At 72.7% G+C, this 21,790-nt stretch carries 19 protein-coding genes; 11 read left to right on the forward strand and 8 right to left on the reverse strand.

Annotation, left to right across the window (positions count from 1 at the left end; translation table 11 throughout):
- Nucleotides 1–87: 87 nt before the first annotated feature.
- A complete protein-coding gene (locus tag LDL48_RS31455; RefSeq protein ID WP_225258759.1) occupies nt 88–1,272 on the reverse strand; it encodes a cellulose-binding domain-containing protein in 1,185 nt (394 codons plus the stop codon).
- A gap of 167 nt (nt 1,273–1,439) precedes the next feature.
- On the opposite strand from LDL48_RS31455, the gene LDL48_RS31460 reads away from it, so the two are divergent.
- The 4 genes from LDL48_RS31460 to LDL48_RS31475 all read left to right on the forward strand — a co-directional run bounded on the left by LDL48_RS31460 (nt 1,440) and on the right by LDL48_RS31475 (nt 4,223).
- On the forward strand, nt 1,440–2,066 hold the full coding sequence (locus LDL48_RS31460; RefSeq protein ID WP_225258760.1) for an RNA polymerase sigma factor: 627 nt from the start codon (nt 1,440–1,442) through the stop codon (nt 2,064–2,066).
- Nucleotides 2,063–3,028 carry a CU044_5270 family protein gene (locus tag LDL48_RS31465; protein WP_225258761.1) on the forward strand — a complete coding sequence of 322 codons (966 nt, stop codon included), beginning with the start codon at nt 2,063–2,065 and terminating at the stop codon, nt 3,026–3,028. Before LDL48_RS31460 ends, LDL48_RS31465 begins: the two co-directional genes overlap by 4 nt.
- A gap of 94 nt (nt 3,029–3,122) precedes the next feature.
- A complete protein-coding gene (locus LDL48_RS31470) occupies nt 3,123–3,569 on the forward strand; it encodes a hypothetical protein (protein WP_225258762.1) in 447 nt (148 codons plus the stop codon).
- A gap of 78 nt (nt 3,570–3,647) precedes the next feature.
- Nucleotides 3,648–4,223, forward strand: a complete 576-nt coding sequence (locus LDL48_RS31475) for a hypothetical protein (protein ID WP_225258763.1) — start codon at nt 3,648–3,650, stop codon at nt 4,221–4,223.
- A 7-nt stretch (nt 4,224–4,230) separates the two neighbouring features.
- Here LDL48_RS31475 and LDL48_RS31480 read toward each other — a convergent pair whose 3' ends face one another.
- The gene (locus LDL48_RS31480) at nt 4,231–6,318 is read right to left on the reverse strand and encodes a M14 family zinc carboxypeptidase (protein ID WP_225258764.1); all 2,088 of its coding nucleotides are present in this window, start codon (nt 6,316–6,318) and stop codon (nt 4,231–4,233) included.
- Between the two features lie 97 nt (nt 6,319–6,415).
- On the opposite strand from LDL48_RS31480, the gene LDL48_RS31485 reads away from it, so the two are divergent.
- Nucleotides 6,416–6,817 (forward strand): nuclear transport factor 2 family protein, encoded by a 402-nt coding sequence (locus tag LDL48_RS31485; protein WP_225258765.1) that lies wholly within the window; start codon nt 6,416–6,418, stop codon nt 6,815–6,817.
- Between the two features lie 287 nt (nt 6,818–7,104).
- On the opposite strand, the gene LDL48_RS31490 is transcribed toward LDL48_RS31485, so the two are convergent.
- The 6 genes from LDL48_RS31490 to LDL48_RS31515 all read right to left on the reverse strand — a co-directional run bounded on the left by LDL48_RS31490 (nt 7,105) and on the right by LDL48_RS31515 (nt 13,192).
- Nucleotides 7,105–7,866: an alpha/beta fold hydrolase gene (locus LDL48_RS31490; RefSeq protein WP_225258766.1), complete on the reverse strand. Its 762-nt coding sequence runs from the start codon at nt 7,864–7,866 to the stop codon at nt 7,105–7,107.
- A 24-nt stretch (nt 7,867–7,890) separates the two neighbouring features.
- Nucleotides 7,891–8,460 carry a hypothetical protein gene (locus LDL48_RS31495; protein WP_225258767.1) on the reverse strand — a complete coding sequence of 190 codons (570 nt, stop codon included), beginning with the start codon at nt 8,458–8,460 and terminating at the stop codon, nt 7,891–7,893.
- 17 nt (nt 8,461–8,477) lie between these two features.
- On the reverse strand, nt 8,478–9,626 hold the full coding sequence (locus LDL48_RS31500) for a zinc-dependent alcohol dehydrogenase (RefSeq protein ID WP_225258768.1): 1,149 nt from the start codon (nt 9,624–9,626) through the stop codon (nt 8,478–8,480).
- Nucleotides 9,627–9,697: 71 nt separating this feature from the next.
- A complete protein-coding gene (locus LDL48_RS31505) occupies nt 9,698–10,348 on the reverse strand; it encodes an adenylate kinase (RefSeq protein ID WP_225258769.1) in 651 nt (216 codons plus the stop codon).
- 162 nt (nt 10,349–10,510) lie between these two features.
- On the reverse strand, nt 10,511–12,406 hold the full coding sequence (locus tag LDL48_RS31510) for a trypsin-like serine protease (RefSeq protein ID WP_225258770.1): 1,896 nt from the start codon (nt 12,404–12,406) through the stop codon (nt 10,511–10,513).
- Between the two features lie 90 nt (nt 12,407–12,496).
- A complete protein-coding gene (locus LDL48_RS31515; RefSeq protein WP_225258771.1) occupies nt 12,497–13,192 on the reverse strand; it encodes a cellulose-binding protein in 696 nt (231 codons plus the stop codon).
- 96 nt (nt 13,193–13,288) lie between these two features.
- Here LDL48_RS31515 and LDL48_RS31520 point away from each other — a divergent pair, with 96 nt between their 5' ends.
- The 6 genes from LDL48_RS31520 (at nt 13,289) to LDL48_RS31545 (ending at nt 21,786) form a co-directional block, all read left to right on the forward strand.
- Complete coding sequence (locus LDL48_RS31520) at nt 13,289–13,990, forward strand: ThuA domain-containing protein (RefSeq protein ID WP_225258772.1); 702 nt, start codon at nt 13,289–13,291, stop codon at nt 13,988–13,990.
- Between the two features lie 11 nt (nt 13,991–14,001).
- Nucleotides 14,002–15,066 carry a Gfo/Idh/MocA family protein gene (locus tag LDL48_RS31525; RefSeq protein WP_308016513.1) on the forward strand — a complete coding sequence of 355 codons (1,065 nt, stop codon included), beginning with the start codon at nt 14,002–14,004 and terminating at the stop codon, nt 15,064–15,066.
- A 46-nt stretch (nt 15,067–15,112) separates the two neighbouring features.
- The gene (locus LDL48_RS31530) at nt 15,113–15,907 is read left to right on the forward strand and encodes a M15 family metallopeptidase (RefSeq protein WP_225258774.1); all 795 of its coding nucleotides are present in this window, start codon (nt 15,113–15,115) and stop codon (nt 15,905–15,907) included.
- 632 nt (nt 15,908–16,539) lie between these two features.
- Nucleotides 16,540–18,537 carry a serine/threonine-protein kinase gene (locus LDL48_RS31535; RefSeq protein ID WP_225258775.1) on the forward strand — a complete coding sequence of 666 codons (1,998 nt, stop codon included), beginning with the start codon at nt 16,540–16,542 and terminating at the stop codon, nt 18,535–18,537.
- A 102-nt stretch (nt 18,538–18,639) separates the two neighbouring features.
- Nucleotides 18,640–20,577, forward strand: coding sequence for a serine/threonine-protein kinase (locus tag LDL48_RS31540; RefSeq protein ID WP_225258776.1), 1,938 nt, complete (start codon nt 18,640–18,642; stop codon nt 20,575–20,577).
- A gap of 153 nt (nt 20,578–20,730) precedes the next feature.
- Entirely contained in the window at nt 20,731–21,786 is a 1,056-nt protein-coding gene (locus LDL48_RS31545) for a zinc metalloprotease (protein WP_225258777.1), read from the forward strand.
- Nucleotides 21,787–21,790: the final 4 nt, after the last annotated feature.

The following is a 21,790-nucleotide window of genomic DNA, read 5'->3' on the forward strand; positions in this document are numbered from 1 at the left end:
GCCCCACACGCGGCGGCAGCTCGGCAACGTCACGGGGTATTGCGCGGCGGGGGGCCGGGGGTGCGGGGCCCGCCGTCCGGGCGGAGATCAGCAGCCGTGCCGGGAGCTGCCGACCGCGACATCGTCGTACCAGAGGGTGTCGGCGCCTTCGCCGTAGCTCTCCCAACCGAGCTTCAGGTCGGTCAGGGCCGGGCGGTAGGTCCGGTTCAGCCACTGCCCGTCGATGTCGTGCGTGGGTACGCCGTCCTGCAGCAGCCCCGGGACGGAGGTGCCGTTGAGCCAGGTCTCCATCGTCCCGTTGGTGCCGTCGACCTTGAACTCCACGCAGTTCCACGAGCCGGTCGGCAGCGGCCGGGACTGCGCCACGCCGTTCGGGCTCTGCTCCGGCAGCGTGGCGTCGTCGGATCCGCGGTTCCACTGCAGCGCGCCGTTCTGGCCGCCGAAGCGCAGGTCGCGGTTGCCGTCGTTGGCGTCGCGCAGCGCCACCATGGTGATGTGCGCGGTCGGCAGCGCGGTGGTGTGCCGGACCCAGTACCGCACGTGCACCACGTTGCCGGCCGCGCCCAGGATGGCGGCGTTGCGGACGAACACGTGGTTGCAGTACCCGGCGGCGCCGTTGACCCGCAGCGACGTGGTGCCGCTGTGCGCGACGCTCTTGTCCACGGTGGCGGTGCCGGCCCCCTGGCAGTCGGGGTAGGTGACGGCCCAGTTGCCGCCCGGTGCGCCGGCCGCCTGGTTCTCGAAGTCGTCACAGCTCGCCCCGCTGCAGCCGGTCGGCGGCGGCGGGTTCGAGGTGGGCGGCGTCGACGGCGGCGTGCTGGGCGGCGTGCTGGACGGCGTGCTGGACGGCGGTGTGCTGGGCGGTGCGTCCCCGCTGCAGGACACCCCGTTGAGGGCGAAGTCGGTGGGCGTCGCGTTGGTGCCGGAGAACGTCGCCTGGAAGCCGAACGAGGCGGACGCGCCGGTGGCGAGCGGCCCGTTCCAGCCCTGGCTGGACGCGGTGACCGTGCGCCCGGACTGGGCCACCTGGGCGTTCCAGCCGGAGGAGACCCGCTGGTCGCCGGCGAAGTTCCAGGTGAGCGCCCAGGAGGTGACGGCCGGACCGGTGTTGGTGAGTTTGACGTCGGCGGTGAAGCCGCTGGACCACTGGTTGACCGTGTAGTCGACGGTGCACGCACCGGCGGCCTGGGCCGCCGGGGTGTACAGGCCGACGAGCAGGCCACCGGCGGCGACGGCGACCGCCGCGGCGGCCAGGACGGGGCGGGAACGCATGGGCGGGACTCCTCGGGGACGGTGGGGACGGCGCATGGGTGGGAGCGCTCCCATGCATCGATAACCGTACATGTGCGGCGGGGTGGAGGGAACCGGCCGCGGAAGGCCCGCCGGGAGAGGATGGAACCGCCGGCCGCGAGCGGACAGGACAGGGTGTGGACTCGACGATGCGGGCCCGAATCCGGGCCGGGGACGCCGCCGCCTTCGGGCAGGTGTTCGACCAGCATGCCGGCGCCGTCTACCGGCATGCGGTACGGGCGAACGGAAGCCATGCCGGCGCCGACGACGTGGTGTCGCTGACCTTCCTGGAGGCGTGGCGGATCCGCGACACGCTCCGGCCCGAGGGCGGTGACCTGCGTCCCTGGCTGCTCGGCATCGCCACCAACGTGCTGCGGAACCGCTGGCGGACGATGCGCCGGCACCGGGCCGCCATGCTCCGGCTGCCGCCCGCGGACCACGTGCCCGACATCGCCGACGAGGTGGCCGGCCGGATCGACGATGCGGCCCAGCTCACCGCGGCCGCGGCGGCACTGCGCCGGTTACGCCGGACCGAACGCGAGGTGTTCCTGCTGTGCGTGTGGTCCCAGCTGGACTACGCGGCCACCGCGGAGGCGCTCGGCGTACCCGTGGGCACGGTCCGTTCCCGGCTCTCCCGGGCCCGGACCCGCCTGCGCGCGCTGGCGGAGGAGGAGATGAACCGGTCGCGCGCGCCGGCGGAACCGCCGGCCCGCAGCGGACCGGAACAGGGTGACCGTGCCGCGACGGCCCGGTCCACTCAGGAGGAGTACCGATGACCGATCCGTCCCGCCCCACCGCGACCGACGACCGCGCGGAACTGGCCGGCCTGCTGCCCCCGCCCGGCGACCCGCACCTTCCCGCCGGCCTCCGGGAGCACCTCAGGGACCACGTGCTCAGCGAGATCCGGTCGGCGCCCGCGGTGCGCCCCCGTCGCCGGCTGATCCTCGCGGTCCCGGCCGCCGCGACCGTCCTGACCGCCGTGCTCGCCACCGGCCTGGTCCTGCGCTCCGGGGCGGAACCGGCGGACCGGCCGGCCGGGCGGTCCGCGGCGGTGCAGGTGCTGCCCGGTGATCAAAAGGGCACGGCCGCGTTCCTGAACCGGGCCGCCCTGGTGGCCGCCGCCCGGCCGGACACGTCGATCAGCCCCGGCCAGTACGTGTACGTGCGGAGCCGGGTCGCCTGGACCAGTCAGGTGGGTGACGGCCCGCGCACCCTCGACGAGCTGCACGACCGGGAGATCTGGATCCCGCAGTCGGCCGGCGACGAGGGACTGATCCGGGAACGGGGGGAGACGATCGACCTGGTCGGCGCCGTGCCCAACGGATGGTCCGTCGACCTGCCCACCGACCCGGACGAGCTGCTGCGCGCCGTGCACCGGCGGGCCCACCGGTACGGCGACGACCGGGACGCGGGTTCGTTCGCGTTCATCGGCGACCTGCTGCGCGAGTCGCTGATGTCGCCGGAGCTGAGCGCCGCCCTGTACCGGGTGGCGGCGAAGATCCCGGGCGTGCAGCTGGTGCCGGACGCGGTCGACGCCACCGGCCGGCACGGCGTCGCGGTGGCGCGGGTGAACGCCGGCGAGCGTACCGAATGGATCTTCGACCCGGACACCTTCGAATACCTCGGCGAGCGCAGCTACCTGGTCGAGGACACCGACGGCGGCAAGGCCGGCATGCTCACCGCCACGACCGCCGTCCTCGGCCGCGCGGTGGTGGACCGGATGGGCGAGACGCCGTGACGCACGGTGTCCGATCGAGGACGTTGGGAAACCAGAGGTCGGCGAGAGGCGTTCACTGGGCGGGTCAGACGGCACGGACGAGAGGATCGGCATCATGTCCCCATCGACACGTACGTTGCGGCGGGTCGCGGCCGGGGCCGCGTGCTGCGCGCTGACGGGCACCGGGCTCACCGTCGCGGCGAGCCCACCCGCGACCGCCGCGCCGGGGTGCCGCGCCGTCCGCCCGCAGGCGGACTACTACGAGGGCGGACGGGTGGTCAGCGAACCGCTGACCGTGCCGGCGAACGCTCGGTGCACCACGATCAGCGTCAAGAACATCAAAGACCCGCAGAATCGAGACGACCACTGCCAGACCTTCCTCATCGAGTTCACCCCGGCGGACGGCGAGCGCTGGTACACCGAGCCGGTCCTGGCCTGCTCCGCGCCGCCCGGCGGGCCCGAGGTGGTACTGGCCACCGACGTACCCGACGGCATCACGTACCGCGTGCTGTTCCAGATCGACTACCTGGGTCAGTCGCTGCGATACGGCATCCGGCACTGATCGTCCGCCGCCCGGGAACCCGGGCGGCGGATCGGCCGTCACACGGACCGGGACCGGACGGTGGCAGGAGGAGGCGGCATGCGGAGGATCAGCGGTGCGGCGGTCCTGGCGCTGGCACTGGCGGGCGGATGCGCCGGATCCGGCCTGGCCCGGCCGGAGGGCCCGCCCGAGGTGCATCCGACATGGCGCTCGTGCGACGAGGCGCGGGGCGGTGACCGCAGCGCCGGCCCGTCCGGACGGCCCCGGCTGTCCGACGGCGGCGGCGACGTCGACGTGTTCCGGCTGCCGCTGCTGGACGACGGGTTCACCGCGGTTGCGGTGACCGTCTGCGGCACCGGGCCGCTGATCCCGCCCGGCGGTGGGGCGGACCCGGCAACCACCGAACGGCGGGCCGAATCGGTCGATGCGCTGGTCGCCGCGCTGCGACTGCCGGACGAGCGGCGGACCAACGACCCGTGCACGGCGAATCTGGTCATCCTGCCGTGGTTCGCGTTGCACGACGCGCAGGGTCGCTGGGTCCGCCCGGGCGTGCCGGCTGACGCCTGCGGCAAGCCGCGACGCGAGGTGCGCGAGGCGTTCGACGGCCTGACCTTCGCCCGCCCGCCCGGCGCCGGGCCGGACCGCGGAGCCGAGCCGTACCCGACTCCGCGGTGACCGCTCGTCAGGACCTGGCGGCGGCCCGGTCGCGGGCGATCCGGACCAGCTCCAGCAGGCCGTTCGCGTACTCCTGTGCCTCCGCGTGGGCCTCGGCGAACGGCGGCTGGAAGCCCATCGCCTCCCACCGCTGGGTGGACTCGTTCCAGCGGTCGTTGCCGACCTCGAAGTTCCAGGCGGTGATGCCCAGGTCGTAGTAGAGATGGTCGGCCGAGTTGCCGGCCGCGGAGTAGAGCACGTCGGCGACCGGACCGGTGTACGCCGGCCAGGTGACCGTTCCGCGCTCGGCGGCGATCGCACCCACCACCCGGCGGGCACTGTCCAGGAAGTACTTCTGCTCGTCGATCGACGGCCGGGGCAGCGTGACCCGGCCCTGCTCCTGGTACGCGCCCGGGGACCACATGAAGTAGCCGCCGTAGCTGTGCACGTTCATCGAGTACTTGATGTTCGGGTTCGCCTCGGCCAGCGCCACCACGTTGCGGCTCTCCGCCTCGGAGAGTTCGCCGGTGCCCGCGTGCACGCCGGACAGGCAGTTGGTGCTGGCGCCCACGTACCCGTCGAACAGCGAGCCGACCGCGTAGTTGCGGTTCACGTCAACGCCCCACATGTCCGCCCACCGCGGGTCACGCAATGCGCCCGTACAGTGGTTGACCAGGTTCTTCCGTTGCATGGCGAAGTCGTGGAACGAGTAGTTCGCGCCGTCCGGGTTCACCGTCGGAATGACGAACACCTCGACCGACTCCATCAGTTCCCGGGTCTCCGCGTCGGTCGCGTAGTTGGCCAGCAGGCGTTCCGCGAACTCCAGCGTGACCAGCGGCGTCGCCCACTCCCGGGCGTGCTCCTGCGAGTAGGCGAGCACGCCGGTCCGGGAGCCGTCCCGGACCGCGCCGATCCGCAGCGCCTGCACGGTCCACGGCCGGCGGGGCACCTCGGCACCGTCCAGCCCGTCGTCCAGCCGGACCGGCCCGGCCACCGGCATGCGCTGCCCGGCCGAGCCGTCCGCCACGGACGCGCGGAACTGCTGCGGGAAGCGCGCGGTGAGGAACGCGGCCACGTCGTCGGTCGTGCTGATCACCGCGCCCGCAGCGTCGGTGGCCAGCGAGACGGTCAGGAGCCGGTCCCGGTACGTCGCACCGAGCGGACGGTTCGGCCGTCCCGGGTCGACGGACCGCACCTGGACGCCGTTCATGCCCTGGTCGCCGAACCGCACCGACTCCACCACCACGGCCACGGTGGCCGGGTCGCTGAGATACGCCGTGGCGGTCCGGCGGTAGCCCTGCGTCCGGTTCGGCAGGTCGATCACGTCGAGCAGATCGGGGTACTGCCGGGCCAGCCGCTTGATCCGCGCGCTGATGTCGACCGGCGTCAGGTACGAGTCGATGAAGTCCTTCTGGTAACCGCTCGGCAGCGCCGGCGGCGTCACGCCCGGCCAGGCCGCCGGGGTCGCGGCGCGGGACCGGCCGCCGAGGCTGGACGTCGCGGTGAGCCGCACCGGCTGCGCCGGCAGCGGCTGCGGCAGGGCGTAGTGGTACTGGTACTCGCCCGAGTCCTCGAACCGGACCAGCGGGTAGGAGCCGGTGGCGCCGTCCGCGGTCTGCCAGGTCACGGTGATCTCGACGTCCGGGTCGTCGGCGGCCGTCGTGGCCACCTGGGTCTGCACGAACGTCTTGCCCCCGCTGGTCCACCAGTAGGCCTGCAGGAACTGCAGGGTGTCGGCGGCCCGGGCGGTGCCGCGGCGGCTCTCGGCGAGCCGGCGGGCCCCGTCGGACCCGCGCTGGATCAGCTGGACGGCGACCGCGCCGCGCCCGGTCAACGCGGACAGTTGTCCCGCGTTGACCACCACGTCCGCCATCACCTGCCCGGGCGAGGTCCGCGGGCGCGCGGCGACGTCCGCGCCGGAGGCGATCAGGTCGGCGTACGTGGCCTCGTCGGGAAGGCGGAAGCGGATCAGCGCGGTCTCGCCCGCGGCCAGCTCGATCACGGGTGCGGCGGCCGGTGCGGTGGGTGCGGCGGCGGCGCCCGCTCCCGGGTGGGTGAGCAGACCGGCCGTCAGAACGACTGTGGCGGCGGTGACCGCCCAGCGCCTGGATGACATGGAACCTCCTGCGGCAGGAAGGGGTGTGCGTCCACATCAGTCGACGCATCGATCCGTGTCAACCGCTGCCGGCCGCGGGAGGGGTAGATTGGAAGGAGTGACCCTTTCGCACCGGGAAATCTTCGAGCGCTACGTCTACACCGGCCCGATCAGCCGGAATGCGGACGCGGTCGCGGACCTGTTCACCGAGGACGGCGTCTTCGAGGCTCCGCTGATGCCGGCCGGGCATGCGCTGCCCCGTCGCATGGAGGGCCGCGCGGCGATCCGGGCCGGCATCGGTGAATACCACCGCGAGCCCGCCTTCGACGGCAAGGTCAATGTGGAACTCTCCGGCTACGTCCTGCACGAGACCGCCGATCCGGACACGTTCATCTGCGAGATCGACACCGTGCTGGACGACGCCGACGGGACCCGGATGCCGGTGTCGCTGGTGCAGATCTACCGGGTCCGGGGCGACCTGATCGCCATGCTGCGCGACTACTTCGCGCCGCCGGGCTAGCCGGGCTCGAGGTGGATGCCGAGGCGTCGTCGGTACGGCTCCACTGGCGCGGCGAACCGAGCCCGGCGGTGTCCAGAGTGGTCGAGGAGGCCCGGGCCGAGGGCGTCCGGGTGGACGGTCCGAGCCGACCGTGTCGGTGCGGAACGACATTCAGCTGATCGCCACGAACAGCGGCTCGACGATCTACAACGGAGATGGCGTGCGGGGTGGCAACCAGTACACCACCCCCGTGGTCGGAGCCGGACGTTGATGTACACCGAGCCGGAGAACATGGCACCGTGCAACGGTCAGCCGTCCGCCGGCATGTGTAGGAGGAAGTCCTCCAGGACGGTGGCCAGGCGGATCGGGGTCTCGTACATCGGGTAGTGGCCGGCGTTGGCCAGGACCTCCAGCCGGGCGTTCGGGTAGTGGTTGAGCCAGGTGGCCCGCATGGTCTCCGCGCCGATCGCCGGGTCGTGCTCGCCCACCACGGCGAGCGCCGGCACCGGGTTGCCGGTGATCTCGGCGGCGAAGTCGGTCCGCGCCCAGGCCGGCAGGTACGCCCCGAACGCCGACGCGGCGGAGGAGTCCAGCGAGGCCCGGACCATGCCGTCGATCCAGTGCCGGGACAGCCGGTTGCCGGTGGTCAGGTCGATGATGGCGTACCGGTTCTCCGGCTTCTCCGCGGCGCCGTCGAACAGCGCCCAGCTCTGCTCGTCGAAGGGCACGCCGGCGGCCGGCACCGGGCTGATCCCGACCAGGCGCTCGACCCGGTCCGGGGCGTCGGCGAGGACCCGCTGGGCGGCGCTGCCACCCATCGAGTGCCCGACCACGGAGAACCGGTCCCAGCCCAACTCGTCGGCCAGAGCCAGGGCGTCGGCGCTGATCTCGGCGATGCGGTACGCACCGGGGACGTCCCGGCGGCTGCCGTACCCCCGGAAGTCCGGGAAGGCGTACGTGAAACGCTCCGGGTCGATGAGGCCGGGCAGATCGCCCCAGCCCTCCGCGGACCCCAACCAGCCGTGCAGCGCCAGCACCCGCCGCGGTCCGTTACCGACCGTCTTCACCATGTTTCGACCTCCTCAGCGTGGAGGCTACGTCACTCTCCGCAGACGCTTGACAACCGCGTACCCGATCAGGCCCGCCGCCACCCACGGCGCCGCGACCAGGATCGGGTCCAGCGGCTGGTGCACCAGGTCGGTGCGCCGGCGGCCGAAGCGGGAGCGGATCGGGTGGTGGGTGAATTCGCTCAGGACACCGGTCTGCGTGATCGGGTTGTCCGGGCGCAGCGTCAGCATGGACCGCGCCGCGCTCTCCACCGCGTCCACCCGGTCCGCACCGAGCAGGAGCAGCCAGTGCGCCGCCCGACCCTCGCTGTACCGGGCGTACGCGAACCGGCGGATGGCACCGGAGAGACCCTTCGGCGGGCAGGCGGTACCGAACACCGGGGTGAGGAACCGGTGTTCGATCGAGCGTTCCCGCGGCCACTTCTCCGGCTGGCGTTCCGGGAACTCCCAGTGCGCGCCGGTGGCCTTCGGGTCGTACACCTCCTTCGGCACCGACGGACGGTCCCGCGGATCCAGGTCGGCACCCCAGCCGGGGATGCGTGCCCGCAGCTCGTCGCTCGACTCGGCCGGCTTCGGCCGGTCCGGTGTGTAGGGCATGATCGCCTCCGGTCTCGTCACGCGGCGTTCGGAATGATCAAGGGCTTGATGCAGTTGTCCAGCTTCGACGAGAAGATGTGGTAGCCCTCGGCGATGTGCTCCAGCGGAATGCGGTGCGTCACGATATCGCTGGGCTTCAGGTAGCCGTTGCGGACGTGCTCGAACAACCGGGGCCACTGCCGCTTCACCGGGCACTGGTTCATCCGCAGCGTCAGCCCCTTGTTCACCGCGTCGCCGAACTTGACCGCACTGAACATCGGCCCGTACGCGCCCACCACCGAGATGGTGCCGCCCTTGCGGACCGAGTCGATGGCCCAGTTCAGCGCGATCGGCGAGCCGCCCTGCAACTTCAGCTTCGCGGCCGTCACGTGCTGTACCAGGTTCCCGTCGGCCTCCGCCCCCACGGCGTCGATGGCCACGTCGGCGCCGAGATGGTCGGTGACCTTCTTCATCTGCACGACGATGTCGTCGTACTCCACGAAGTTGTAGGTCTCGGCATGGGCGAACTCGGCCGCCTTCCGCAGGCGGTAGTCCAGATGGTCGATCACGATCACCCGGCCGGCGCCCATCAGCCAGGACGACTTCGCGGCATACAGGCCGACCGGACCGGCGCCGAACACCACGACCGTGTCGCCCTCGGAGATGTCACCGAGCTGCGCGCCGAAGTATCCGGTGGCGAGCGCGTCGGTGAGCAGCACCGCGTCGTCGTCGTCCATCCACTCCGGGATGAGGCTCGGGCCGACGTCGGCGAACGGCACCCGGACGTACTCCGACTGGCCGCCGTCGTACCCGCCGCAGGTGTGCGAGTAGCCGTAGATGCCGCCGACCGCGGTGGCGTTCGGGTTGACGTTGTGGCAGTTCGAGTACAACCCGCGGGCGCAGAAGTAGCAGGACCCGCAGAAGATGTTGAACGGCACCATCACCCGGTCGCCGGCCGCGAGGTTCCGCACCGAGGAGCCGACCTCGTCGACCACCCCGACGAACTCGTGGCCGAACGTCATCCCGACCCGGGTGTCGGGCATCATGCCGTGGTACAGGTGCAGGTCGGAGCCGCAGATCGCGGCGCGGGTGACCCGGACGATCGCATCGTTGGGATGCTCGATCGACGGGCGGTCCTTCTCCTCGACCCGCAGGCGGTAGGGACCGCGGTAGACCATGGCTCGCATCGGGCGCCTCCTCTTGCCGGTCCATTTCTCCGGCCGGCCCTGGCTACCCGCGCGAATCCCCGGTAAACGCCTCAGGTCTCGCCGAACGCGACGCCCAGTCCGGTGAGGTCGACGGACCGGCGGGCGGTCTCCGGGACGAAGTCGATCAGCGGCCGCATCGCCTCCAGGGCGGTCAGGATCTGCCGGGCGACCCGCTCGACCGGGCGCATGGCGTCCACCGAGACGAGGATGCCGCGCGCCTCGTACCACTCGACGATCGGGTGGGTCACCTCGTGGTAGAGCGCCAGGCGGCGCCGGATGACGTCCTCGGTGTCGTCGGAGCGGTGTTCCAGCGCGGCCCGGGCGAGCAGCCGGCGGATCAGCTCGTCGTCGGCCGCCTTCAGGTGCAGGGCGACGTTCGCCGTCATCTCGAGGGAGAGGGCGATCTGGTAGAGCGCGCGGGCCTGGGTGATGTTGCGGGGCATGCCGTCCAGCACGTACCCGCCGCCGTTCGACTTCGCGGTGACCATCGCGGCGCGGACCATCTCCAGCACGACCTCGTCCGGCACCAGTTCACCGCGGTCGAGCCGTTCCTTGACCGCGCGGCCCAGCTCGGTGCCCCGGGCCACGTGCTCGCGGAGCAGATCACCGGTGGCGATGTGCGGTACGTCGAAGTGCGCGGCGATGATCGCGCCCTGAGTGCCCTTGCCGGCCCCGGGTGGTGCCACCATCAAAACCCGCATCGCTTCATCTCCAGGACCGCCGTGAACTGCTGAATGTCGCCGCGAACTGCCGAATGTCAAGGTACCGGCGTGGTGTCCCACCGGTGCGCCGGGCTCCCGCGCCGGTCCCTGGTCGGCGCTGCCCCGGAGCCGGGTGGCGTCCGGGGCAGCTGCGGCGTGCGGTCAGTTCGGGGCGTACCAGCCCTCGAGATCCACTACGAGGTGCGTGGTGCCGGTGCTGACGTTGCGCAACCGGATCTTGCCGCTCGTGCCGACCTGCACCTTGGCCAGGCCGCCGCGGGCCAGGTCGGCGGTGGGCGGGTAGTTGGACAGCGACGTGCCGGGTTCGGTGCCGCCCAGGGGCCAGGCGTGCAGGTAACCGCCGGCCGTGTTGCCCACGACGATCAGGTTGACGACGGCGGTGGCGCCCGGTGGCAGCCCGGTGGAGACGTCCACGGTGCCGTTGGCCGGTAGCGGTGCGGTGCCGCTCCGGGTGTCGATCACCCGTCGGGCGGTCAGCGTGCGCAGGCCGGCGCCGGTGGCCGGGCTGCCGGTGAAGTAGCCGGTGGCGGTCATCACCAGGTGGATCGGGGAGCCGCTGTTGTTGGTGAAGGTGGCGCGTCCGTCGGTGCCCAGGCGTACCGCGGCGCCGTGCGAGGTGGTGCCGGGGACGTAGTCCATGACGCTGCGGTTCGTGCCGCCGGGCGGGATGGTGCCGACCCAGCCCTGTGCGGTGGCGCCGGTGGCGATCAGGTCGATGAACGCGGTCGACGCCCCGACCGGGACCACGCCGCCGGCGATCGGGAACGACCGGCTTCCGCCGCTGGGGATGGTGACGCTGCTGCCGCCGAGCCCGCTGCGGGTGTCCACCACCCGGGTCGGGGTCACCGGCACGTAGCCGCCGCCGGCGTCGGCCGCCCCGGTGTAGTAGCCCTGCACGTCGACCGTCATGTGCACGCCGCCGCCGCTGGTGTAGACGGAGAGCCGGCCGCTGGCCGGCACGTTCACCACGGCGGCGTTGGAGATGATCTGGCTGGCGGTGGCGTTCACGGTGGACAGCGCGGCGGGCCGGGTGGTGCCCTCCGGGAACACCGTGAGGAACAGGCCGGCGGTCGTGGTGATCGCGGTCACGTCCACCAGCACCGCGGTGACGCCGGTGGCCGGCACCCCGCCGACGCCGGCGACCCGGAAACTCGTGGTGCTGCCGGCCGCTCGCGCACCGGCCGTGGCGCCCGTGCCGTTCCGGGTGTCCAGGGCCGCCGCGCTGGTGGGGAGGCGGACGAAGGTACCGCCGCGGACCGCCTGGCGGACCCAGCCGGCGACGTCGTCGAGCCGGGTCTCGACCGCGGTGCTGGATGCGCCGTCCGGCGCGCCGAAGCACCCGGCCTGTCCGGAGGCGGCGTGCAGGCCGACCAGTTCGACGCCGGTGCCGCGGGGCCGCAGTGCCGGGCCGCCCGCGTCGCCCTTGCAGATGCCGACCGGTGCACCGGCGCTGCCGGCCAGGTCGATGGTGGAGCCGCCGACCGCCTGGACGGTCAGCGCGCCGCCGTGCAGCCGGTCCGGCACCCACGCGGTGGCGGTGCGGCCGTAGCCGGCCACCTGGAGGGTCTCGCCGACGGCCGGCGCGGTGGTGGCCAGCGCCACCGGGGCGATGTCGATCACCGGCTGGGCGAGCTTGGCCAGCGCCAGGTCGCGGCCCGGGTGCGGCAGCACCTGGACGACGCTGCGCACCTGTCCGCCGGTGGTGGACCGCAGGTCGGGCCGGCCCACGGTGACCGTGGTCGGCAGCGCGGGCGGGCCCGCCGGCACCGCCTGGCCGGCTTCGGCGAAGCAGGAGGCACTGGTGGCGACCCACTCCGGATCGACCAGCGCGCCGGAGCATCCGCGTACCGTGGTGCCGACCTGGATGTGGGCCGCGAAGCCGTAGCCGTCCGCGGGCGTGCCGCCGGTGACGGCGGCGGCCGGGACCGCGAGCAGTCCGCTCGTGACGACCAGCGCGGTCAGTGCGCCGGCCAGGCCGGCGCGCCGCAGTGTCCGGTGTGCGCCGCCGGACGCAGCGGCGAGCGTCGTTCCCCTCATGAAGGCCCCCGTGTCTCCGATCGATGGGAATGCACGACAACCCTAGGCGGCACGCGGATTCGGCGGTGACCGGCACACCCTCTTGTCCCGTTAGGGCGTATCCCCGGAAGGTGCGAACGCGCAGGCGGAGCCGCTGACCGTGCACTGGCGCGGCCGGTCGCCGGACCCGGAGCGGGTGAAGTGGAAGCGGAGCGCCACCCGCGAGCGCGCGGCCACCGGTGCGCCGGAGGTCCAGACGAACGCGTCGCCGTCCCGGCCGAGCGTCGCCTGCGGTGCCGACTCCACCCAGGAGGTACGCAGCGCGCCGACGTTGCCGGGGAACGCCAGCCGCGCCGTCCAGTTGCGGTCCCGCGCCGTGGTGTTGACGATGAGCACCTCGCCGATGAACCCGTCGGCGAACGACTGCACGACCCGGTAGCGACCGGTCACCGGTGCCGCCGGCGGCCGGGTCGGCGCCGGCCGGCCGCGGGACGGCGGCGGAGACGGCGGACGGACGGTGGTGGCGGTGGGCTCCGGTGCCGGTGGGCGGCCCGCCGACGACGTCCCCGGACGCGGGACCGTGTCGGAGGGCGTATCGGAGAACGCCGGCACGGCCGGGACGAACTCCGCCGACGGCGGTGGCAGGAACGGGGGAGGAGGCGGCGGCAGCGGCGTGGCGGCGCGCCGGTCGGGCGCGGCGACGAGCACCACTCCGGCGACGAGCAGGCCGAGGACGACCAGCGCGGCCACCGCGACCGCCGGACGCCGGGAGGCGGCCGCGGCGAGTGCGTCCCGCGCGTCAGTCATCGTCGGGCGAGCGTATCCGGACACCGGATCATGGGAAAGGTACCCAACGGGTGCGCACCGGCGAACGAGAATGGTCTGGTCGACGAAGGGACACCGATGACATCTGCACGCCGCGCGTTGATCGTCCGAGGCGGATGGGATGGCCACCAGCCGGTCGAGGCCACCGATCTGTTCATCCCGTACCTCAAGGAGCAGGGTTTCGCGGTGCAGGTGGAGGACTCGCCCGCGCCGTACGCCGACGCGGCCCTGATGGCCGGGACCGACCTGATCGTGCAGTGCATGACCATGTCGACGATCCAGGCCGAGGAGGTGGCCGGCCTGATCGCCGCGGTCGAGGCGGGCACCGGCCTGGCCGGCTGGCACGGCGGCATCGCCGACTCGTACCGGAACAGCTCCGACTATCTGCAGTTGATCGGCGGTCAGTTCGCCGCGCACGCGGCGCGCACCGGCCCGGAGGAACGGACCGGTGAGCAGTCCGACAACTACGTCACCCACCGCATCGCCATGACGCCGGCCGCCGCGGACCACCCGATCACCCGGGGGATCACGGACTTCGACCTGCACACCGAGCAGTACTGGGTGCTCGCCGACGACTACGTCGACGTGCTGGCGACCACCACCACCGCGGTCCGGCCGTGGGGCGCCTGGCACCGGCCGATCACCGCGCCGGCGGTCTGGACCCGGCAGTGGGGCCGCGGCCGGATCTTCGTGGCCACCCCCGGGCACCGGGTCGAGGTGCTGGAGGATCCGAACGTACGCACGATCGTGGAGAGGGGCATGCTGTGGGCGGCACGATGAGGGTGGGGATCGTGGGTGCGGGCCGGATCAGCGGCCAGTACAGCGCCACGCTCGCCCGGCTGCCCCGGGTGGCGGTCACCGCGGTGGCCGACCTGGACCCGGCGCGCGCACAGCAGCTCGCCGACCAGCACCCCGGGGCGCGGGCGATGCCACTGCCCGAGCTGGTCCGGTCCGACGAGGTGGACCTGGTGCTCAACCTGACCACCCCGGCACAGCACGCCGAGGTGGCGCTGGCCGCGATCGCCGCGGGCAAGCACGTGTACGGCGAGAAGCCGCTCGCCGCCACCACCGCCGACGGGCGCGCGATCATCGCGGCCGCGGAGGCCGCCGGCGTACGGGTGGCCTGCGCGCCCGACACCGTGCTCGGCACCGGCGTGCAGACCGCCCGGGCGGCCCTGGACGCGGGGCGGATCGGGACGCCGTACGCGGCCAGCGCGTTCATGACCGCGCCCGGGCACGAGCTGTGGCACCCGGACCCCGAGTTCTACTACCGGCCGGGTGGCGGCCCGCTGTTCGACATGGGCCCGTACTACCTGACCACGCTGGTGCAGCTGCTCGGCCCGGTACGCCGGGTGGTGGGCCTGTCGTCGCGGTCCCGGGCGGAGCGCACCATCGCGACCGGGCCGCGCGCCGGCACCGTCTTCGACGTCGAGGTCGACACGCACGTGGCCGGCGTTCTCGAGCACGAGAGCGGCGTGCTGACCACGCTGATGATGAGCTTCGAGATCTCCGCGGCCCGGCTGCCGTACGTCGAGGTGTACGGCTCCGCCGGTTCGTTGTCGCTGCCGGACCCGAACTACTTCACCGGGCCGGTGCGGATCTGCACCCGGGCGGCCGGGGACTGGACGGTGCTGCCGGTCGGCGCCGGCTACCTGGACGGCGGCCGGGGGATCGGCATCCGGGACCTGTCCGACGCGCTGGCCGAGGACCGCCCGCACCGCGCCGGAGCGGACCTGGCACTGCACATCCTCGACGTGATGGAGTCGATGGTGGACGGTGCGGGCGGCGGGCCGGTCGTGGTGGCCAGCCAGTGCGCGCGACCCGAGCGGATCGACGGGGTGATCGACCCGATCTGACCGGTTCAAGCACATTTCGGCCGCGGGTTTCGTACCGTCAATAACCATGCCGAGGAGACTGCTGGCCCTGTTGTGCGCCCTGGTCGTCGTGGCACCCGCCGGGCCGGCCGAGGCGGCGCCGGGCGGCACGGTGTGGCACGTGGTCAAGCCGGGCCAGACCATGGCGGACATCGCCCGGGCGTACCGGGTGCGGCTCGCCGACCTGCGCCGGTGGAACCAGGTGGCGGCGCCGGACCGGGCGCAGGTGGACGCGACGCTGCGGCTGAACCGGCCGCCGGCGGCGCTGCCGGCCTGGCGTACCCGGGTCGCGCCGGTCTCCCCGGCCTCGGTGGGCTGGGATCCGCGCCGGAGATGCCCGGTGCCGCCGGCGGACCTGCGCCGGATCTGGGTGTCGTACGTCGACTTCCAGGGCCGCTACCACGACGGCTCCATCGTCATGCACAAGAGCCTGGTGACCGCCACCCAGCGCGCGTTCTACTGGTTGTACCGGTGGCGTTACCGGATCATGGGGATGGCCCCGATGTGGGTCAACATGCCGGGTCAGACGGACATGAGCATCGTCACCTCCGGCTTCCGCTGCCGGCCGGTGGCCGGTACCAGGACCTGGTCGCAGCATGCGTACGGCCGGGCGATCGACCTGAATCCGCTGCAGAACCCGATGGTGCGCGGCACCTACATCGACCCGCCGGCCGGGACGGGGTGGCTGCGCCGAGACCGCTACCGGATCGGCATGGTGCACGCCGAGGGTGCGGTGCGCGCGTTCACCGCGAACGGGTTCCACTGGGGCGGCCGGTGGCGGACCCTCAAGGACTACATGCACTTCAGTACGACGAACCGCTGAGATCGCCCGGCGGCACGGCAGTCGGCTCGTGAGCCACGTGGCCGCTTCGTACGACAGCCAACGACGATTCGCGCCGACAGCGTCCTCGCAGATCTTGGAGGCCCGGTCAAATCTTGGCGCAGAATTGCCCCCATAGGGGGCAGAATGCCGCCAAGATTCGCCTCCGCCTCCAAGATCTACACACCCGAGAACTCAGCACCGATGATCGCTCTCTGAGGCGACCCGCCGCGTACCCCACGAGGGGGTTGATTGCCCGTCCCGCGAACCGGGCAGCACTTCCGCGGACCTCCCACTGAGATCACTGGTACATCAACGTCGTTACCTGGCTCGCGCCGACTGTCGGAACGCCGATCCGGATTGCCGTGACGGGTGTCGTGTGTGGGGACTACCTCATGATTGCCGGTGATATGCCCCGGGTCGTCCGAGCACATCCGTACCGAGATCACTTCATTGAAAGCTCTACATCCGCCGACGCCGGGTTACCATCGTCGCCAGCAGTAACACAGCGTGGCGAATGAGCCGTGGTGGGAGCGGCCTCCCGGCCGGACCATCCGGGCAAAGCCACCGGTGTTTTTGCTGGGATCGGTCCGGATGGTTCCCGCTTGTGCGGGTGAGCGATAGGGAAGCGCTGCGTGCACTCTGCGTTGCATGCCCGTGATCCACGGTGGCTCGGTCGGTACGAGTTGATCGCCCGGCTCGGCCAGGGCGGCATGGGCGTCGTGTTTCTCGGACGTGACCCCTCGGGCCGATCCGTGGCGGTCAAGATCGTCCGGAACGAGTTCTCCTACGATCAGCAGTACCGCAACCGGTTCCGCAGCGAAGTCAGCCGAGCCCGGCAGGTGCCGCCGTTCTGCACCGCCGAGGTGCTCGACGCCGATCCCGACCACGACCCGCCGTACCTGGTGGTGGAGTACGTGGACGGTCCCAGCCTGGCGGCCGTGGTGCGCCGGCGCGGCCGGCTGCAGGGCGCCGAGCTGCACGGGGTGGCGGTCGGCATCGCCACCGCGCTGGCCGCGATCCACGGCGCCGGGGTGATCCACCGCGACCTGAAGCCGGGCAACGTGCTGTTCGCCATGGGCGGCGTCAAGGTGATCGACTTCGGCATCGCCCGGCCGCTGGAGGCCACCAGCCACCACACCGGCACCGATCACATGGTCGGCACGGTGGCCTACATGGCGCCGGAGCGCTTCGACACCGATGCCGTCGACGAGGTCACCACCGCCGCCGACATCTTCGCCTGGGGAGCGCTGGTCGGCTTCGCGGCCACCGGCCGTACCCCGTTCGCGGCCGGTTCGCCGCCGGCCACCGCGATGCGCATCCTCACCCAGCCGCCCGATCTCGACGGCGTGCCGGAATCGCTGCGGGACATCGTCGGCCGCGCGCTGGACAAGGACCCGCGCCGCCGGCCCACCGCCCGTGAACTGGTCGATCTGCTGGTCCCGGACGGGCGGGCGGCGAGTGCCGTGGTGCCGGTGGACACCAGCGGCGCGGATCCGGAACGCGGCGACACCCAGGACACCCCGGCACTGCCGGTGAGCGCGGGGATCGCGCTGACCGGCGAGACGGCGGCGACCGTCGCCCGGCGCCGCGGCCGGCGCCGGGCCCACCGCCGGGTGCGGGCCGAACGCCGGTGGGCGTGGCCGGCCGCGGCCGGCGTCGCGCTCGCCACGGTCTCCCTGACCGCCGCCATCGGCCTGCCGTGGGTCTTCGGTGGCACCGACGGGTCGGCGGCCGATCCCGGCGCCGGCCAGGACCGGGCCACCGGGACGGCCGGTCAGGCGGCCACCATGTTCGTGGAGCCGTCCGAGCCGTTCACGTTCACCTTCTCCGGCTACCGGGTCGGCCGGTACCGGGTGCAGGACCCGGCCGTGGTCTCCACCGCGTACGAGATCGCCCGGGTCAACGACGACCGTGACCTGTACGCCTATCTCACCCTGTTCCGGACCGGTGTCTTCGACCCGGAGTCGGTGGCCGGGGTGCAGCGGACCACCGTCGGCGGGCGCCCGGCGCTGGAGCGGTCGGCGGTGGACCAGGCACCCGGCCTGCCGACCAGCCTGACCAGCCGGTTCCTCGCCTGGGAGGTCGCCGACAAGCGGTGGGCCACCCTGCAGGCGTACTCGGCGGCGGAGAACGACCCGTCCCCGCGGGACCTGCGGGACATCGCTCAGTGGCTGAAGCCGGACCGGGCGCGGCCGGCCACCCTGCCGTTCACCCTGGGCTACGTCCCGGTCGGCTACCAGCCGGTGCAGGTGGGCACCGGGGCCTGGGCCAACGTGGCCGGGATCAGGGCGATCGACCTGAACAACCACGGCGGCGCGGTGTTCGCGCGGCCGCTGCCGAAGCCGGCCGGGCTGACCTCGCCGTGGCGTACCTCGATCGACACCGACCTGCCGACCCGGTTCGAGGTGCTGGTCTCGCCGGACCGCAAGAAGGCGCCGCCCTATCCGACCGAGTGCGAGGAGGGCTCCTGCTACCTGTGGCGGGTGCAGGACGGCGTGCGGATCGACGTGGTCAGCCAGCAACTCTCCAAAGCCGAGAAGCGGCGCATTCTGGACGGCGTGAAGTTGGCCGAGGTCACCGCTCCGGAGGACTGGCCGGAAGCCGTGTCGGCGTTCCCGGTCGGCCCCTGACCGCATCGAGACGGCTCGATCACCCGATCCGCGTTACCATCGTCGCCAGAGATCACCCAGCGTGGCACGGTGTTTCTCCGGGCGGTAGGAGGGAAGCGTTGCGTGCAATCTGCGTTGCATGCCCGTGATCCACGGTGGCTCGGCCGGTACGAGTTGATCGCCCGGCTCGGCCAGGGTGGCATGGGCGTCGTGTTCCTCGGGCGCGACCCGTCCGGCCGGTCGGTCGCTGTCAAGATCGTCCGGAGCGAGCTGGCGTACGACGAGCAGTACCGCAACCGGTTCCGCAGCGAGGTCAGCCGCGTGCGTCAGGTGCCGCCGTTCTGCACCGCCGAGGTGCTCGACGCCGATCCCGACCACGACCCGCCGTACCTGGTGGTGGAGTACGTCGACGGTCCCAGCCTGGCGGCCGTGGTGCGCCGGCGTGGCCGGCTGCAGGGCGCCGAGCTGCACGGGGTGGCGGTCGGCATCGCCACCGCGCTGGCCGCGATCCACGGCGCCGGGGTGATCCACCGCGACCTGAAGCCGGACAACGTGCTGTTCGCCATGGGCGGCGTCAAGGTGATCGACTTCGGCATCGCCCGGCCGCTGGAGGCCACCAGCCACCACACCCGCACCGATCACATGGTCGGCACGGTGGCCTACATGGCGCCGGAGCGCTTCGACACCGACAGCGACTCCGGCGCGCACGTCACCACGGCGGCGGACGTCTTCGCCTGGGGCGCGGTGGTCGCGTACGCCGCCACCGGCCGTACCCCGTTCGCCGCGGAGTCGCCGCCGGCCACCGCGGTGCGCATCCTCACCCAGCCGCCGAACCTCGACGGGGTGCCCGCGCCCCTGCGTGACCTGGTCGGCCGCGCACTGCAGAAGGACCCCCGGCACCGGCCGAGCGCCCGGGAACTGCTCGACCTGCTCCTGCCGGACGGGCGGCCGGCCGGTGCGGTACCGCCCGCGGCGCGGATCGCGCTGACCGACGAGACGCCGGTGACCGTGGCACGCCAGCACCCGGACGCCGCGCGCCGCCGGCGCCGCCGCTGGGCCTGGCCGACCGTGGCCGGCGCCGCGCTCGCCACGGCCGCGCTGACCGCGGCGATCGGCCTGCCCCAGATCCTGGACCGGGACGACCCGGGCCGCGGCGCCGACCGGGCCGGCGGCGCGCCGTCGGCCGCGCCGTCCGCGCCGGCCAAGCCGCCCGCGGCGGCCGACCCGGGGCCGGCCGAGCCCTTCACCTTCACCTTCTCCGGGTACCGGGTGGGCCGGTTGCGGGTGCACGATCCGGTCATCGTGTCCAGCGCGTACGAGATCGCGCGGGTCACCGGCGACGGCGACCTGTTCGCGTACCTGACGGTCTACCGGCCCGGCGCCTTCGACCCGGAGGCGGTGGCCGGCGGGGAACGGACCACCGTGGCGGGACGTCCCGCGCTGCAGCGGACCGTGGTGCGGGACGGCTCCTCGCCGAACGGCACCCAGACCGACCGGTTCCTCGCCTGGCAGTACGCCGACCAGCGGTGGGCCACCGTGCAGTCGCACTACGCGCTGGAGAACAATCCGGCCCCGCGGGATCTGCGGGCGCTGGCGGAGCGGCTGAAGCCGGACCGGGCCGCGCCGGCCAAGGTGCCGCTCCGGATGACGTACGTTCCGCCCGGCTACCGGCCGGTGCAGGTGGGCAGCCGGGCCTGGGCCAGCCTGAACGGCATCGCGTCCGCGGACGACGACAACTACGGCGGGGTGGTGTTCGCCAAGTCGCCGCCGGAGCCGTCCGGGCTGACCGCGCCGTGGGAGACGGACACCGACGACCATCTGCCGAACCGGTTCGAGATCCTGGTGTCGCCGGCCACCAAGCGGGCCCGCCCGACCGCCCCCCGGTGCGGCGACGACTTCTGTTACACCTGGGGCGCGGGCGGGGCGGCGAAGATCGATGTGGTCAGCGGCCAGCTGCCCGACGCGGAGATGAAGAAGATCCTCGAGGGCCTCGAGGTGCCCTCGGTCACCGACGCGAGCAGGTGGCCGGACGCCTCGTCGGCGTTTCCGGTGCAGCCGTAATCCGACCTGACGGATCACCGCCGCCGGCGTGTCCCTGATCCGATTGAGTTTTCCGGCACCTCGGCGCAATGTCCGACGTGCACGGTTTTTCGGGCGTGCTCCTCATCTGCCGGGCCGATGCGCGGCTCCGGCGACCGCCACGGGAGGTTCCTGATGAGCGAAGACCAGATCAGTCCGGATCGCATGGTGGGACGCCGGCTGGAGGCGTTGCCCGACGAGGTGGTGGCGGGGCTGGAGGTGCGGGACGCGTGGCGCCGGCGTACCGCGGCCGGGACGGCGGAACTGGAGTTCCTGGTGTCGGACCTGGCCCGGTGGCGTCCGGGCGCGACGGTCCGGGTGGCGTTCCTGGACGGCGACGACGAGCTGCACGGCCGGATCGTCGAGGCCACCCGGCAGATCACCGACGTCGCCAACCTGACGCTCGACTTCGGCCGGGACGACGCCACCGGCCGGTGCCGGCGGTGGACCGAGTCGGACACCGAGTACGCGGCGGAGATCCGGGTCAGCTTCGACGAGGGCGGCTTCTGGTCGCTCGTCGGCACCGACAGCACCGACGCCACGATCAGCCCGCCGGAGGGCGGCGTCGGCGGCCGTCCGCATCAGCGCAGCCTCAACCTCGGCGGGTTCACCGAGGAACTGCCGGACGACTGGCAGGGGACCGTCCGGCACGAGTTCCTGCACGCCCTCGCGTTCCACCACGAGCACCAGAACATGCGCGGCGACTGTGAGAACGAGTTCCGCTGGGACGACGACGAGGGCTACGTGCCGACCCGGAACTCGCGCGGCGTCTTCATCGCGGACCCGTCGGGGCGGCGACCCGGCATCTACACGTACCTGGCCGGTGCGCCGAACTTCTGGCCGCGGGCGAAGGTCGACCACAACCTGCGGCGGCGGGAGGGCGACGAGGTCATCGCCGGCCCGTTCCACCCGGATTCGATCATGTTGTACGCGTTCGAGCCGTTCTTCTACAAGTCCACACCCAGTCCCTGCGCCCCCACCGGCAACGGGATCGACCTGTCCGACAACGACCGCCGGGGCCTGCAGCTCATCTACCCGCACACCGCGCAGCAGGTCGACGACCTCGCGTCCCGGGCCGGTCAGGCCCTGGAGACGTGGCGCAAGGACATCGGCCTGGAGTCGCTCGGCTCGGACCGGCCGTCGCCGTACGCGGACCGGGTCGAGGAACTGCTGGCGGCTCGGAGCGTCTGACGGT

Origin of the sequence: Jidongwangia harbinensis, from assembly GCF_020216025.1 — a bacterium.
In the GTDB taxonomy this organism is placed as follows: Bacteria; Actinomycetota; Actinomycetes; order Mycobacteriales; family Micromonosporaceae; genus Actinoplanes; species Actinoplanes harbinensis.